This is a genomic window from Variovorax durovernensis (assembly GCF_977011995.1).
Map to the genome: position 1 here is coordinate 2,993,094 of NZ_CDRNCW010000001.1, position 13,141 is coordinate 3,006,234.

15 protein-coding genes and 1 tRNA gene are annotated in these 13,141 nt (G+C 66.3%); 11 read left to right on the top strand and 5 right to left on the bottom strand.

Annotated elements, in window-relative coordinates; all coding sequences use genetic code 11:
• The first annotated feature begins 3 nt into the window (after positions 1–3).
• The 7 genes from iscU (at position 4) to ACWV14_RS14220 (ending at position 4,491) form a co-directional block, all read left to right on the top strand.
• On the top strand, positions 4–423 hold the full coding sequence (gene iscU / locus ACWV14_RS14190) for a Fe-S cluster assembly scaffold IscU (RefSeq protein WP_081268994.1): 420 nt from the start codon (positions 4–6) through the stop codon (positions 421–423).
• Position 424: 1 nt separating this feature from the next.
• Complete coding sequence (gene iscA, locus ACWV14_RS14195; RefSeq protein ID WP_081268993.1) at positions 425–748, top strand: iron-sulfur cluster assembly protein IscA; 324 nt, start codon at positions 425–427, stop codon at positions 746–748.
• A 63-nt stretch (positions 749–811) separates the two neighbouring features.
• On the top strand, positions 812–1,330 hold the full coding sequence (gene hscB, locus ACWV14_RS14200) for a Fe-S protein assembly co-chaperone HscB (protein WP_422086252.1): 519 nt from the start codon (positions 812–814) through the stop codon (positions 1,328–1,330).
• A 91-nt stretch (positions 1,331–1,421) separates the two neighbouring features.
• The gene (gene hscA, locus ACWV14_RS14205; RefSeq protein ID WP_454909191.1) at positions 1,422–3,287 is read left to right on the top strand and encodes a Fe-S protein assembly chaperone HscA; all 1,866 of its coding nucleotides are present in this window, start codon (positions 1,422–1,424) and stop codon (positions 3,285–3,287) included.
• Between the two features lie 9 nt (positions 3,288–3,296).
• The gene (gene fdx, locus ACWV14_RS14210; protein WP_093176617.1) at positions 3,297–3,635 is read left to right on the top strand and encodes an ISC system 2Fe-2S type ferredoxin; all 339 of its coding nucleotides are present in this window, start codon (positions 3,297–3,299) and stop codon (positions 3,633–3,635) included.
• On the top strand, positions 3,635–4,357 hold the full coding sequence (gene dnaQ, locus ACWV14_RS14215) for a DNA polymerase III subunit epsilon (RefSeq protein ID WP_454909192.1): 723 nt from the start codon (positions 3,635–3,637) through the stop codon (positions 4,355–4,357). Before fdx ends, dnaQ begins: the two co-directional genes overlap by 1 nt.
• Positions 4,358–4,416: 59 nt before the next feature.
• A tRNA-Val gene (locus ACWV14_RS14220) sits at positions 4,417–4,491 on the top strand.
• Positions 4,492–4,551: 60 nt separating this feature from the next.
• On the opposite strand, the gene ACWV14_RS14225 is transcribed toward ACWV14_RS14220, so the two are convergent.
• Positions 4,552–4,938: a hypothetical protein gene (locus ACWV14_RS14225; RefSeq protein ID WP_454909193.1), complete on the bottom strand. Its 387-nt coding sequence runs from the start codon at positions 4,936–4,938 to the stop codon at positions 4,552–4,554.
• 398 nt (positions 4,939–5,336) lie between these two features.
• Between ACWV14_RS14225 and ACWV14_RS14230 the strand changes: the two genes are divergently transcribed.
• The 3 genes from ACWV14_RS14230 (at position 5,337) to ACWV14_RS14240 (ending at position 7,652) form a co-directional block, all read left to right on the top strand.
• Complete coding sequence (locus tag ACWV14_RS14230) at positions 5,337–6,458, top strand: NAD(P)/FAD-dependent oxidoreductase (protein ID WP_454909194.1); 1,122 nt, start codon at positions 5,337–5,339, stop codon at positions 6,456–6,458.
• A 123-nt stretch (positions 6,459–6,581) separates the two neighbouring features.
• Positions 6,582–6,878, top strand: coding sequence for a glycine zipper domain-containing protein (locus ACWV14_RS14235; protein WP_081268986.1), 297 nt, complete (start codon positions 6,582–6,584; stop codon positions 6,876–6,878).
• A gap of 51 nt (positions 6,879–6,929) precedes the next feature.
• Positions 6,930–7,652, top strand: a complete 723-nt coding sequence (locus ACWV14_RS14240) for a phage holin family protein (protein ID WP_454909195.1) — start codon at positions 6,930–6,932, stop codon at positions 7,650–7,652.
• Positions 7,653–7,668: 16 nt separating this feature from the next.
• Here ACWV14_RS14240 and ACWV14_RS14245 read toward each other — a convergent pair whose 3' ends face one another.
• On the bottom strand, positions 7,669–8,748 hold the full coding sequence (locus tag ACWV14_RS14245) for a quinone-dependent dihydroorotate dehydrogenase (protein WP_454909196.1): 1,080 nt from the start codon (positions 8,746–8,748) through the stop codon (positions 7,669–7,671).
• Between the two features lie 40 nt (positions 8,749–8,788).
• On the opposite strand from ACWV14_RS14245, the gene rpiA reads away from it, so the two are divergent.
• Positions 8,789–9,502: a ribose-5-phosphate isomerase RpiA gene (gene rpiA, locus ACWV14_RS14250; protein WP_454909197.1), complete on the top strand. Its 714-nt coding sequence runs from the start codon at positions 8,789–8,791 to the stop codon at positions 9,500–9,502.
• 32 nt (positions 9,503–9,534) lie between these two features.
• Here the strand turns inward: rpiA and ACWV14_RS14255 are convergent, their stop codons facing one another.
• Genes ACWV14_RS14255 through folD form a run of 3 tightly spaced genes read right to left on the bottom strand, consistent with a single transcriptional unit; the run spans position 9,535 to position 13,139 of the window.
• Positions 9,535–10,182 carry a glutaredoxin family protein gene (locus ACWV14_RS14255; RefSeq protein ID WP_454909198.1) on the bottom strand — a complete coding sequence of 216 codons (648 nt, stop codon included), beginning with the start codon at positions 10,180–10,182 and terminating at the stop codon, positions 9,535–9,537.
• Between the two features lie 30 nt (positions 10,183–10,212).
• On the bottom strand, positions 10,213–12,282 hold the full coding sequence (locus ACWV14_RS14260; protein WP_422086262.1) for a M3 family metallopeptidase: 2,070 nt from the start codon (positions 12,280–12,282) through the stop codon (positions 10,213–10,215).
• 5 nt (positions 12,283–12,287) lie between these two features.
• Entirely contained in the window at positions 12,288–13,139 is an 852-nt protein-coding gene (gene folD / locus ACWV14_RS14265; RefSeq protein WP_454909199.1) for a bifunctional methylenetetrahydrofolate dehydrogenase/methenyltetrahydrofolate cyclohydrolase FolD, read from the bottom strand.
• Between the last annotated feature and the right edge of the window lie 2 nt (positions 13,140–13,141).

Below are 13,141 nucleotides of genomic sequence, written 5' to 3' on the forward strand. Positions count from 1 at the left end.
ACCATGGCATATTCTTCGAAGGTCATCGACCACTACGAAAATCCCCGCAACGTCGGCTCCTTCGAAAAGGGCGACGACTCGGTAGGCACCGGCATGGTCGGCGCACCTGCCTGCGGCGACGTGATGAAGCTGCAGATCAAGGTCAACCCGGAAACCGGCGTGATCGAAGACGCACGCTTCAAGACCTACGGCTGCGGCTCGGCCATCGCCTCGTCGTCGCTCGTGACCGAATGGGTCAAGGGCAAGACGCTCGACGAAGCGGCTGCGCTCAAGAACGCGCAGATCGCGGAAGAACTGGCCCTGCCGCCCGTGAAGATCCACTGCTCCATCCTGGCCGAAGACGCGATCAAGGCCGCCGTGAGCGACTACAAGGCCAAGCACGGCGTCAAGACCGAATCCGCTGCTGCCGAAGCTGTCCACTGACATGGCCGTCACGCTGACCGAAGCCGCTGCGCGACACGTCACCCGTTACCTCGGCAAACGAGGCAAGGGCGTGGGCGTGCGGCTGGGCGTGAAGACCACGGGTTGTTCCGGCCTGGCCTACAAGCTCGAGTACGTCGACGAACTGGCGCCTGAAGACGTGGTGTTCGAAGACCACGGCGTGAAGGTGCTGGTCGACCCGAAGAGCCTGGCCTACATCGACGGCACGCAACTCGACTTCGTGCGCGAAGGCCTGAACGAGGGCTTCAAGTTCATCAACCCCAACGAACGCGACCGCTGCGGTTGTGGGGAAAGTTTTCGCATCTGATGCGCCGTCGCTGACTGCGACTACAGCCGCCACCATGTCATGTGCTGGCGGTTTTTTCTTGCCATGAACCTGAACGACACCGACTTTCAACTGTTCGCCGTCCCGGCGACTTTTGCGCAGGACCGCGCCGTGCTCGACGCGCGCTGGAAAGAGCTTCAGCGCGAGGCCCACCCGGACCGCTTTGCCGCACAGGGCGCTGCGGCGCAGCGCGTGGCCATGCAGTGGTCGGTGCGCATCAACGAGGCCTACCAGCGCCTGAAGGACCCGATCCGCCGCGCCAGCTACATCTGCGAGATGCACGGCGCGCCGCTGAATGCGGAGAACAACACGGCGATGCCGCCCGAGTTCCTCATGCAGCAGATGGAGTGGCGCGAAGCGCTCGACGACGTCGAAAGCATCGCTTCCCTCGAGAAGCTCCAGGCGGAGGTCGAGGCCGGCCGCGCGCGCGCGCTGTCGTCGCTCGACTGGCTGATCGACGAGAAAGGCGACTACCCCGCCGCCGCGCAGCAGGTGAGAGCCCTCATGTTCATTGAGCGCTTCGGACAGGACGTCGAAGCCAAATTCGATCAGTTGGGACAATAGAAGATATGAACCCCCACGCTCATCACTTCGTGTATTCGCTGCCTCCCATGGGGGCGCAGGCCTCCCTTGGGGCGGCCCGGCGGGAGGCCTGATGGCTCTTCTTCAGATTTCCGAACCCGGCCAGGCGCCCGATCCGCATCAGCGCCGCATTGCCGTGGGCATCGACCTGGGCACCACGCATTCGCTGGTGGCCTCGGTGCGCAACGGCGTGGCCGAGTGCCTGCCCGACGACCAGGGACGCGTGCTGCTGCCTTCGGCCGTGCGCTACCTCGAGGGCGACCGCCGCCAGATCGGCTTCGATGCCGTGGCCGCGCGTGCGCAGGACCCCGCCAACACCATCACTTCCGTGAAGCGGCTCATGGGCCGCGGCCTGGCCGACATCGCGAACCGCGATGCGATGTCGTACCGCATCGGCAGCAGCGACGGCGGCATGGTGAAGGTGCAGACCCTGGCGGGCGAGAAGTCGCCGGTCGAGATCAGTGCCGAGATCCTGGCCACGCTGCGATACCGTGCCCAGGACACCTTCGACGACGACGAACTCTACGGCGCCGTCATCACCGTGCCCGCGTACTTCGACGAAGGCCAGCGCCAGGCGACCAAGGATGCCGCGCAACTCGCCGGCCTGAACGTGCTGCGCCTGATCAGCGAGCCCACGGCCGCGGCCATCGCCTACGGCCTCGATAACGCGAGCGAAGGCGTCTACGCGGTCTACGACCTGGGTGGCGGCACCTTCGACATCTCGATCCTGCGGCTCACGCAGGGCGTGTTCGAAGTGATTGCCACGGGTGGCGACTCGGCCCTTGGCGGCGACGACTACGACCACGCGCTCGCCGATTTCGTGCTCGCGCAGACCGGCCTGCAAGCCGGCAGCGACGCTGACAAGGCCGCGTTGCTCGTGGCCGCGCGGGCGGCGAAAGAGGCGCTGACCGATTCGGCGTCGACCACGTTCAAAGCCGATGTCGCAGGCAAGACCATCTCGTTCGATCTGGCCCGCGAGCAGTTCTACGCCGCCACGCAGTCACTCACCGACCGCACCATCGCGGCCGTCCGCAAGGCTTTGCGCGACGCGAAGCTCAAGCCTGAAGAGCTGCAGGGCATCGTGCTCGTCGGCGGCTCGACCCGCATGCCGCAGGTCCGCCGCGCCGTCGCCGATTTCTTTGGCCGCGACCCGCTGGTCAACCTGAATCCGGATGAAGTCGTGGCGCTTGGTGCCGCCATCCAGGCGAATCAACTGGCGGGCAACAACGGCGCGGGCGAATTGCTGCTGCTCGACGTGATCCCGCTGTCGCTCGGTATCGAGACCATGGGTGGCCTGGTCGAGCGCATCGTGCCGCGCAACCAGACCATCCCCACCGCGATGGCGCAGGACTTCACGACCTACCAGGACGGCCAGACCGCGCTGGCGCTGCACGTGGTGCAGGGCGAGCGTGACCTCGTCTCCGACTGCCGCAGCCTCGCGCGCTTCACGCTGCGCGGCATTCCACCGATGGCCGCTGGCGCCGCGCGCATCCGCGTGACCTTCACCGTCGATGCGGACGGCCTGCTGAGCGTGAGCGCAAAGGAGCAGGGCAGTGGAGTCGAGGCCAGCGTGGCGGTCAAGCCGTCTTACGGCCTGTCGGACGATCAAATTGCGACGATGCTGCAGGAGAGCTTCTCCACCGCACAACAGGACATGCAGGCCCGCGCGCTGGTCGAGGCACGCGTCGATGCCGACCGCATGCTGCTCGCCACGCAGAGCGCGCTCGATGCCGACGGCGACCTGCTGAACGACGAGGAGCGCGCAGTCATCGATGCGTCGATGGTGCAACTGCGCGAAGCAGTCAAGAGCAGCAACGATGCCGCCGCCATCGAGGCCGCAACCAAGAAACTGGCCGACGACACCGAGGCCTTTGCTGCACAGCGCATGAACGCGGGCATTGCGCGCGCACTTGCCGGCCGCAAGGTCGAATCTCTCTAGAACAACAACATGCCCACGATCAAGATCTATCCGCATCCCGAGTACTGCCCGCAAGGCGCCGAAATCACCGCGCCCGCCGGCACCTCGATCTGCGAAGCGCTGCTCGACAACAACATCAACATCGAGCACGCCTGCGAGATGAGCTGCGCCTGCACCACCTGCCACGTGATCGTGCGCGAGGGCTTCAACTCGCTCAACGAGGCAGAAGAAGGCGAGGAAGACCTGCTCGACCGCGCCTGGGGCCTGGAGCCGCAATCGCGGCTGAGTTGCCAATCGATCCTGGCGCAGGAGAATGTGACCATCGAGATTCCGAAGTACTCGATCAACCACGCCAAGGAAAACCACTGATGTCGCGACTGATCGTCCTCGATACCGAAACCACCGGCCTCTCCGCAGAGAACGGCGACCGCATCATCGAGCTCGGCTGCGTGGAGCTGTTCAACCGCAAGCTCACCGGCAACGACCTGCACATCTATTTCAACCCGGAGCGAGAGAGCCACGAAGACGCGTTGAAGGTCCACGGCCTGACGACCGACTTCCTGCGCGACAAGCCGAAGTTCGCCACGCTGGCCAACGACATCATCGAGTACCTGCGCGATGCCGAACTGATCATTCACAACGCGGCCTTCGACGTCGGCTTCCTCAACAAGGAGTTCGAGCGCGCCGGGTTCCCTCCGCTGCGCACCTTCGTTGCGGAAGTGACCGACACGCTGGCCATGGCCAAGCAGGTGTACCCGGGCAAGCGCAATTCGCTGGATGCGCTGTGCGACCGCTTCGGTGTCGATCGTTCGAACCGCACCTTCCACGGAGCCAAGCTCGACGCCCAGCTGCTGGCCGACGTCTACATCAACCTCACGCGCGGACAGGATGCGCTGCTCATCGACGTGGCCTCGAACGAGCCCGAAGTCGGCACCAAGGTCGTGGCCATGGACCTGAGCCAGTTCGAGTTGCCGGTGATCCTGGCGGCGGAGCATGAGCTCACAGCGCACGAGGGCGTGTTGGTCCAACTCGACAAATCTTCTGGTGGTCGCACGCTGTTTCGTCAAAACGACGAAAAAGCTGTGGCATAATCTGAGGCTTCGCTGAACGCGATTCGTAATTCAAAGCAACGCAAACAACGCGTTGCTTTGGGCGGTTAGCTCAGGGGTAGAGCACAGCATTCACACTGCTGGGGTCGGAGGTTCGAAGCCTCCACCGCCCACCATCATCAAAAAGCGACCTGGATTTCCAGGTCGCTTTTTTGTTTTGCGCGTCCGGTTTGTTTTTACTGCTTCGCGCCGAACAGGTCGTCGCAGCTGTCGCATGCGAAGTAGAGCTTCTGCTCCCCGCACTGCACCGACCCCGTGGCGCCCGCACGGATCTGCCAGTCGCACGACCTGCCTTGCCGGTTCAGCGTGCCTTCGACGTAGCAGGGCGCCAATTCGTAGTCGTCGTGCAAGGTCTTGTAGTCGACTTCCTTCGCGCGAGAAAAGAACTCACGCGCCTTGCCGTGGCTCTGCGGCACATCGGACGTGCGGCAGGGTGCGGCCGGCTCGTCGGTGTGAAATTCGGCGACATAGACGTTCGTGAACGATGCCGCGTCGCGGGTCGCGCACGAAGCGACGAGCGCTGTGCCAACCGCCAGCGCTAGAACGCGGAGTCTCACTTCCATAAGCTCTTGCCGTCGATGGTGGACATTTCTCTCCCTCCAGAATGACGCGGCGCTCATTGCCGCTCCGTCAACGCGTTCGAAGTAAAGCACGTCGATCGCGGATGACAAAGCCGCAGTGGCAACGCGATTTGGCGGAAGACGAGTGAACTGTCGGTTGGCGCCGACGGCAAGTGCAGCCGCGTGCTGGCGCGCATTTGACGGCGCCGGCCTGGAAATGGTGCGAAAGGAGCAAGACCATGGCCACTCATCCCGATCTTCCGACCCCCGTCACGCCGGACCTGCCCGTAGAGCCCGACCAAGGCCCGAGCACGCCGCCTGACGAACCCACGGACCCAGAGCCCCCACCTCAGTGAATTGAGTCCGCGCGTCCGTCGTACGGGCCGCGATAAGCTCGCACGATGGATGAAATTGATTGCGCCGTCATCGGCGGTGGAGTGGTGGGCCTGGCCGTGGCGCGCGCGTTGGCGCTCGAGGGCCGGGAGGTGCTGGTGCTCGAATCCGAAGGTGCCATCGGCACCGGTACGAGTTCGCGCAACAGCGAGGTGATTCACGCGGGTATCTACTATCCGCAAGGTTCACTGAAGGCGCGGCTTTGCGTCGAAGGCAAGCAGATGCTCTACGCCTATGCCGAGGCGCGTGGCGTGCCGCATCGCCGCTGCGGCAAGCTGATCGTTGCCACTTCGCCCGAGCAAGCGGGGCAGCTCGATGCGATCCGGGGCAAGGCGGCGGCCAACGGTGTCGCCGACCTGGAGGTGCTCACCGAACAGCAGGCCAAGGCCATGGAACCGCAGCTGCAATGCGTTGCGGCGCTGCATTCGCCGAGCACCGGCATCGTCGACAGCCATGCGCTGATGCTGAGCCTGCTAGGCGACCTGGAGAACGCGGGCGGCATGCTCGCGCTGAAATCGCCTGTCATGCGCGCCGAATGCGGTGCCGACGGCATCGTGCTGATCGCGCAGGACGGCACGGCGTTGCGTTGCCGAACGGTGGTCAATGCCGCCGGGCTGGGCGCTCCGGCGCTGGCCCGCCGATTCGAGGGGCTGCCGGCTACGGCGGTGCCACGCGAGCATTTCGCCAAGGGCAACTACTTCACCCTGTCGGGGCGGGCGCCTTTCGGGCGGCTCGTCTATCCGGTTCCCGAGCCGGGCGGCCTGGGCGTGCACCTGACGATCGACCTTGGCGGCCAGGCCAAGTTCGGCCCCGACGTGCAGTGGGTCTCCTCGGCCGACGACCTCGTGGTGGACCCCGCGCGCGGCGACGGCTTCTATGCCGAGGTGCGCAAGTACTGGCCTGCGTTGCCCGACGGCGCGCTGATTCCAGGCTACGCAGGCATGCGGCCCAAGATCTCGGGGCCCGGCGAGCCGGCCGCGGACTTCGTGATCGACGGACCGGCGTCGCACGGTGTGGAGGGGCTGGTCAATCTCTTCGGCATCGAGTCGCCGGGGCTCACGAGCAGCCTGGCGATCGGGGCGCACGTCGCCCGCCTGCTGGCGGGTACGGGAGGCCGAGTGAGTGAATGAAGGGCACAAGTCCGCACATCTGTCGCGCATGAGGGGCTTTTGTGCCTGTAACATGACAGTACGCCATTTGCTGGCGTGAAGCCGCCGGCGCGGTGCCGGTGTCATCACGGAGGAAAGATTCCAATGAGTGCATCCCAAAATCTTGAAGCAGCAGCCGAAGACATCGCGAGCGACGTGCGCGGCGTGCTGGCGAGCAAGGACCTGGATTCGGTTCCCCACATCAAGGCGCTGCGCCAGCGCATCGACACCAAGCTCGCCATTGCGCGCGAGCTCGCATCCGAGAAAAGCAAGCTCGCCGCCAAGAAGGCCCGCGAAGCAGCCACCTCTGCCAACGCCTACGCTCACGACGAACCATGGCAGATCGCCGGTGCGGCACTGGCCGTCGGCGTGCTGGTGGGCCTGCTGCTTGGCCGCCGCTGACCGGCACTCGCACCGCAGCATCGTTCACCCGGGCATGACAGGAGGTAGCCCATGAGGCTGCTGTCCCTGTTCGGCCTGGACGCCCGCGTTCGTCGGCTGCGCATCGCCGCCGCCGAAGGCGCCCTGGCGGCCGAGGACCGGGTGCAACTGCTGCGCATGGCCTGGGAGGACGAGAAGCAGCGCCTGAAGCTGATGCTCGTCTTCGGGCTGGCCGTGCTGGGGCTGACCACTGTCACCGTGGCGCTGGTATCCGTGGCGGTGGTGGTTCATTTCTGGGAGACGCCATACCGCATCACGGCCGCCTGGTCGGTGGCGGGCGTGTGGATCGTGCTGTGGCTGGTGGCTGCCATTGGCCTGCTGCAGACCCTGCGCAATGCGTCCAACGGCTTCGCGCCGGCGCGCCACGAGTTCGAGCGCGACTGGGCCTGGGTGCAGGACCGCTTCGGCCTTGGCAAGGACCCGGACCAGCACGAAGACGAACCCCGTCCACCGAGACCCGCCACGCGGGAGGAATTGCTGGCGCGCATGGACCGCCAGCGCCAGCGCATCGCAACACTGCAGGGCGGACGCGAGCCGCAGTTCGCGCATGACGCGGCCGAGGGAGAGCAAACGCCTCCGCCCGACGAGTCCGCTGCCGCTGCTGCATTGCGCATCGCGCGGGCGCACCCCGTGGCCGCCGGCGTCGTCGCTGCGGCTGCCGTGGTGGTGATCCGGCCGAGGCGCCTGCTGCGCTGGGCCGCGTTCATTGCGCCAGTGCTCTGGCGCATGCGCTGAAAAAAGCCGAAAAGACTCAGGCCTTGCTGCGATCCCGCAGCAGCGCCTGAGCCGCTTCGCGGACCAGCCCGGGGCCGCGATAGATCAGCCCGGTGTAGATCTGCACCACGTCTGCGCCGGCGGCGATCTTGGCCTTGGCATCGGCCCCGCTCAGGATGCCACCCACCCCGATGATCGGAAAACCAGAGCCCAGGGCAGCGCGCAGTTGCGCGATCACGCGGTTGCTTGCTTCCCGCACCGGTGCACCTGAAAGTCCGCCCGCTTCCTCCGCATGCGGCAGGCCCTTCACCGCGTCGCGCGCCAGCGTGGTGTTGGTGGCGATCACACCGTCCATGCCGTGGCGCTTCAGGGTGGCTGCAATGACCGCGACCTGGGTTTCGTCGAGGTCCGGAGCGATCTTCACGAACAGCGGCGAGCGCTTGGCATGGCGCGTGGCCAACGTCTCGCGGCGCTCGGCCACGGCGCCGAGCAGGGCATCGAGCGCCTCGTCGCTCTGCAGCGAGCGCAGGTTCGCGGTGTTGGGGCTGGAGATGTTGATCGTCACGTAGTCGGCATGTGGGTACACGCCGTCGAGGCAGGCGAGGTAGTCGTCCACCGCGCGCTCGATCGGCGTGGCGGCGTTCTTGCCGATGTTCAGGCCCAGCAGCATCGGTGGTTTGGCCGCGCCGCCCGCCGTGCGGAAGCGCGCCTTCTGCACGTTCGCAAGGAAGGCGTCGAGTCCTTCGTTGTTGAAACCCAGCCGGTTGATCAGCGCGTCGCGCTGCGGCAGGCGGAACATGCGGGGCTTGGGGTTGCCCGGCTGACCTTTCAGCGTGACGGTTCCGACCTCGACGAATCCGAAGCCCATGGCCGCGAAGGCGTCGATGCAGCGGGCGTTCTTGTCGAGCCCGGCCGCCAGGCCCACGCGGTTCGGAAAGCTCAGCCCCGCAAGCTGGACGGGATCGCTGACGCGCGGTGCCGAGTAGGCGCAGGCCAGGGGGGTGTTCTGGGTGCGCGCGAGTCCGTCGAGGGTCAGTTCATGGGCGTGCTCGGGGTCGAAGCCGAACAGGAAAGGGCGGGCCAGGCCGTAGAGCGAAGAGGGCATCAGCAGGGGCATCGGATAATTCTCGACTTCAATGAGCCAAGGATTCTCCGCGATGACCGCACCCGCCTCCCCAACCCCTGTTTCCGGCACCCTGTCCCAGGACGAACTCAAGGCCCTGGTCGGCCACGCCGCGCTGGCCTACGTGGTCAAGGGCGAGATCGTCGGGGTCGGCACCGGCTCGACGGTGAACAAGTTCATCGACGCGCTGGCCACCATCAAGGACCAGATCAAGGGCGCCGTCTCCAGCTCGGTGGCCTCGACCGAGCGCCTGCGGGCGCTGGGCATCCCGGTGTTCGACAGCAACGAGGTGGAGGAACTGGCCGTCTACATCGACGGTGCCGACGAAATCGACCACCGCGGCTTCATGGTGAAGGGTGGCGGCGCGGCACTCACGCGCGAGAAGATCGTCGCGGCCCAGTCGCGCAAGTTCATCTGCATCGCCGACGCGTCCAAGCTGGTGGAAACGCTGGGCGCCTTCCCGCTGCCGGTGGAAGTGATTCCGATGGCCGCGCGCCGCGTGATGCGCCAGTTCGCGGCCATGGGCGGCATCGCCCAGGTGCGCGAGAAGGACGGCCTGCCTCTGGTGACGGACAACGGCCAGCACATCGTCGACGTGACCGGCTTGCGGATTGGCGATCCGCTGGCTTTCGAGTCCGAGGTGAGCCAGTGGCCGGGCGTGGTGACGGTCGGTGTCTTCGCGCACCAGAAGGCCGACGTGTGCCTGCTGGGTACCGCGACGGGCGTGAAGACGATGACGTTCGCCTGAGGGCGAACAACAAACAGCGCCCAGGCTTCAGCTCAGAACTTGATGCCGGCCGGGTTGCTCGGCCCCGGCTCGCTCGACGCGGGCGCTGGCGAGGCCGGTTGCGCGGCGGGTGCTGCGGCCGGCGTGCGGGCGGCGGGCGCCGCCTGCTGCGCGACCAGCGGCCGTGCCGGGCCGTTGCGGTAGCCGGCGGGAAGGCTGTTGCTCTTGGGGTAGCCGGCCGCGTCGAGGTACTGCGACCATTCGACGTCCGAGAAACCCTTGAGCTGCTGCGATCCGATGGTCAGCAACGGCAGCGCACTCTGGCCGCTCAAGCGCTGCAGCGCCTCGATTTCCTCGTTGCTCTTGACGGTGCGCTCGTCGAACGGAATGCCGCGCGTCGTGAGCAAGGAGCGAGCGGCACCGCAGGGCGCGCACTCTTCGCCGCTGTACAGCGTGACCGGATATCGCTGTGCCACCTGCCGCAGTTCGTAGGGCAGCCCTGCATTGGGCGGCGTGGTGACACCGCCTTGCGGGCCCGAAGCCGCCCCTGCGTCGGCAGTCGGTGCCCGGTCCGAGAAGGTGACCTTGCCGTTCTTGTCCACCTGGCGGTAGATGGTCTGCGCCGTTGTGCTCACGGCGGCGAACACGAGGGCCAGGCCGATCAGGCGATGCAGTGAGAATTTGTAAGGGGTCGGATGCATCGCCCGAGTATCGCAAGCTTCAGCGCCGCATCAAGCGGGCTGGGCCTCGGCCATGCCCTGATGTCGCAGCAGCGCATCAAGCTGGGGCTCGCGGCCGCGGAAGGCCTTGAACGAATCCATCGCGCTGCGGCTGCCGCCCGCTTCCAGGATGGCCTGGCGGTACTTGCGGCCGGTCTCGATGTTCGGCTCGCCGTCGGCACCCACGGTTTCCTCGAAGGCCGCGTAGGCGTCGGCGCTCAGCACCTCGGCCCACTTGTAGCTGTAGTAGCCGGCCGCATAGCCGCCCGAGAAAATGTGGCTGAAAGTATTCGGCGTGCGGCTGAACGGCGGGGAGGGCATCACCGCCACTTCGGTGCGCACCTTGCCGAGAAGCGCCATCACGTCGCCGGGCTTGGCATCAGCGGCGTGGTACTCGGTGTGCAGCAGCATGTCGAACAGAGAGAACTCGATCTGGCGCAGCGTCTGCAGGCCGCTCTGGAAGTTCTTGGCGGCCGTCATCTTGTCGAACAGCGCGCGCGGCAGCGGCTCGCCGGTGTCGACGTGGGCGGTCATGTGCTTGAGCACGTCCCACTCCCAGCAGAAGTTTTCCATGAACTGGCTCGGCAGCTCGACCGCGTCCCACTCGACGCCGCTGATGCCCGAGACGTCGCGCTCGTTCACCTGCGTGAGCATGTGGTGCAGGCCGTGGCCGAATTCGTGGAAGAGGGTGGTCACGTCGTCGTGCGTGAGCAGCGGCGGCTTGCCGTCGACGCCGCTGGCGAAGTTGCACACCAACTGCGCGACCGGTGTCTGCAGCACGCCGTTGTCGGGGCGCAGCCAGCGGGCGCGCACGTCGTCCATCCAGGCGCCGCCGCGCTTGGCGGCGCGGGCGGATGGGTCGAGGTAGAACTGGCCGACCTTCTGGACGCCCTGAGGGGTTTGGCGCTCGATGCGGTAGAACTCGACGCTCGGGTGCCACACAGGCGCGCTGTCGCGGCGGATCGACACTTCGAACAGCGTCTCGACGATCTTGAACAGGCCGGCCATGACCTTCGGCGCCGGGAAGTACTGCTTCACCTCCTGCTCGCTGAAAGCGTAGCGCGCTTCCTTCAGCTTCTCGCCGATGTAGGTCCAGTCCCAGGGCTGCGGGTCGGTGATGCCCAACTGCTCGGCCGCGAAGACGCGCAAGTCGGCCAGATCGCGTTCGCCATAGGGCTTGGCCTTGGCTGCGAGGTCGCGCAGGAACTTGACGACCTGCTCGGGCGATTCGGCCATCTTCGGCACGACCGACAGTTCGCCGAAATTCCTGTAGCCCAGCAGCTTGGCTTCTTCCTCGCGCAGCGCAAGGATCTCCGTGATCAGCGGGGTGTTGTCGAAGGCGGCGTCGCCGAACTCGCTGGCGCGGGTGACATAGGCGCGGTAGAGCTTTTCGCGCAGCGCGGTGCTCTTGGCGAACTGCATCACCGGCAGGTAGCACGGCATCTTGAGCGTGAGCTTGTAGCCTTCCTTGCCGTCGGCTTCGGCGGCTGCGCGGGCAGCGCTCACCACGTCATCGGGCACGCCTTCGAGCTCGCCGAGAGAGGCGTAGTAGGCAAAGGCGTCGGTGGCGTCGAGGGCGTTCTCGCTGAACTTCTGGCTCAGCTCGGCCTGGCGCTCCTGGATGTCGGCGAAGCGCTTCTTTGCCTCGCCCTGCAGTTCGGCGCCGCCCAGCACGAAGTTGCGCACGGCATTGCGATGGGCCTGGCGCTGTTCGGCGTTGAGCGTGGCGACGTCGATGGCCTTGTACTTGGCGTAGAGCCGCTCGTCGGAGCCTACGCGGGTCCAGAAGGCGGTGACGCGGGGCATGGCTTCGTTGTAGGCGGCGCGCAGTTCGGGCGTGTCCGCGACAGCGTTCAGGTGGCTGACGGCGCCCCAGGCGCGTGTGAAGCGCTCGCCGCCGACATCGAGCACGCGCGAGATCGCGACCCATTCGGCGGGAAATTCGGGCGCAACCACTGTTTCCAGATTGGCCTCGCCTTCGGCCAGCAGCGTGTCCACGGCTGGTGCGACGTGCTCCGGCTTGATCTGGTCGAACAGCGGGAGATCGGTGAAATCGAGGAGGGGGTTGTTCGTCATGGCCATGGAAGTTACTTGGCGGCGCGTTCGGCCGCTTCAAGGGTGTTGGCGAGCAGCATGGCGCGCGTCATGGGGCCGACGCCGCCGGGCACAGGGGTGATCCAGCTGGCTACTTCCTTGACGCCGTCGAAATCGACGTCGCCGGCGAGCTTGCCGTCTTCCTTGCGGTTCATGCCAACGTCGATGACCACCGCGCCGGGCTTCACCATGTCGGCGGTCAGGAGATTGCGCTTGCCCACTGCCGCGACGACCACGTCGGCCTGGCGAGTGATGGCGCCCAGGTCTTGCGTGGCGCTGTGGCAGATGGTCACGGTGGCGCTCTTGGCCAGCAGCATCATGGCCATCGGCTTGCCGACGATGTTGCTGCGCCCGATGACCACGGCGTGCTTGCCGCGCAGGTCGTAGCCGATGGATTCGAGCATCTTCATGCAGCCGTGCGGCGTGCAGGGCCAGAAGCCGGGGGCACCGGTCATCAGCGCGCCGGCGCTGGCAACGTGGAAGCCGTCCACGTCCTTGCTGGGAGAGATCGTCTCGATGACCTTCTGGCTGTCCATGTGCTTCGGCAGCGGCAACTGGACCAGGATGCCGTGCACCTTCGGGTCGTCGTTGAGCGTGCGGATGCGGGCCAGCAGGTCGGCCTCGGTCATGTCGGCGGGGTAGGTCTCCAGCGTGGCGGCGAGGCCGGTCTGGGCGCTGTCGTTGACCTTGTGCTTCGTATAGACCTGGCTGGCCGGGTCTTCGCCCACTAGGATGATGGAAAGGGCCGGATTCACGCCTCGGGCCTTGAGTGCGGCGGTGCGGCCGGCAACTTCGGCGCGAATGGTTTGGGCGAGGGCGTTGCCGTCGATCAGTTGGGCGGTCATCG

Bases quoted from the DNA above. Each gene is read 5' to 3' on its own strand.
- rpiA (WP_454909197.1), top strand. From the start codon at position 8,789: ATGACCGCACCCGCCTCCCCAACCCCTGTTTCCGGCACCCTGTCCCAG.
- ACWV14_RS14255 (WP_454909198.1), bottom strand. From the start codon at position 10,182: ATGCATCCGACCCCTTACAAATTCTCACTGCATCGCCTGATCGGCCTG.
- iscU (WP_081268994.1), top strand. From the start codon at position 4: ATGGCATATTCTTCGAAGGTCATCGACCACTACGAAAATCCCCGCAAC.
- ACWV14_RS14225 (WP_454909193.1), bottom strand. From the start codon at position 4,938: ATGGAAGTGAGACTCCGCGTTCTAGCGCTGGCGGTTGGCACAGCGCTC.
- ACWV14_RS14245 (WP_454909196.1), bottom strand. From the start codon at position 8,748: ATGCCCCTGCTGATGCCCTCTTCGCTCTACGGCCTGGCCCGCCCTTTC.
- ACWV14_RS14240 (WP_454909195.1), top strand. From the start codon at position 6,930: ATGAGGCTGCTGTCCCTGTTCGGCCTGGACGCCCGCGTTCGTCGGCTG.
- dnaQ (WP_454909192.1), top strand. From the start codon at position 3,635: ATGTCGCGACTGATCGTCCTCGATACCGAAACCACCGGCCTCTCCGCA.
- ACWV14_RS14230 (WP_454909194.1), top strand. From the start codon at position 5,337: ATGGATGAAATTGATTGCGCCGTCATCGGCGGTGGAGTGGTGGGCCTG.
- folD (WP_454909199.1), bottom strand. From the start codon at position 13,139: ATGACCGCCCAACTGATCGACGGCAACGCCCTCGCCCAAACCATTCGC.
- fdx (WP_093176617.1), top strand. From the start codon at position 3,297: ATGCCCACGATCAAGATCTATCCGCATCCCGAGTACTGCCCGCAAGGC.
- ACWV14_RS14235 (WP_081268986.1), top strand. From the start codon at position 6,582: ATGAGTGCATCCCAAAATCTTGAAGCAGCAGCCGAAGACATCGCGAGC.
- hscA (WP_454909191.1), top strand. From the start codon at position 1,422: ATGGCTCTTCTTCAGATTTCCGAACCCGGCCAGGCGCCCGATCCGCAT.
- iscA (WP_081268993.1), top strand. From the start codon at position 425: ATGGCCGTCACGCTGACCGAAGCCGCTGCGCGACACGTCACCCGTTAC.
- ACWV14_RS14260 (WP_422086262.1), bottom strand. From the start codon at position 12,282: ATGGCCATGACGAACAACCCCCTCCTCGATTTCACCGATCTCCCGCTG.
- hscB (WP_422086252.1), top strand. From the start codon at position 812: ATGAACCTGAACGACACCGACTTTCAACTGTTCGCCGTCCCGGCGACT.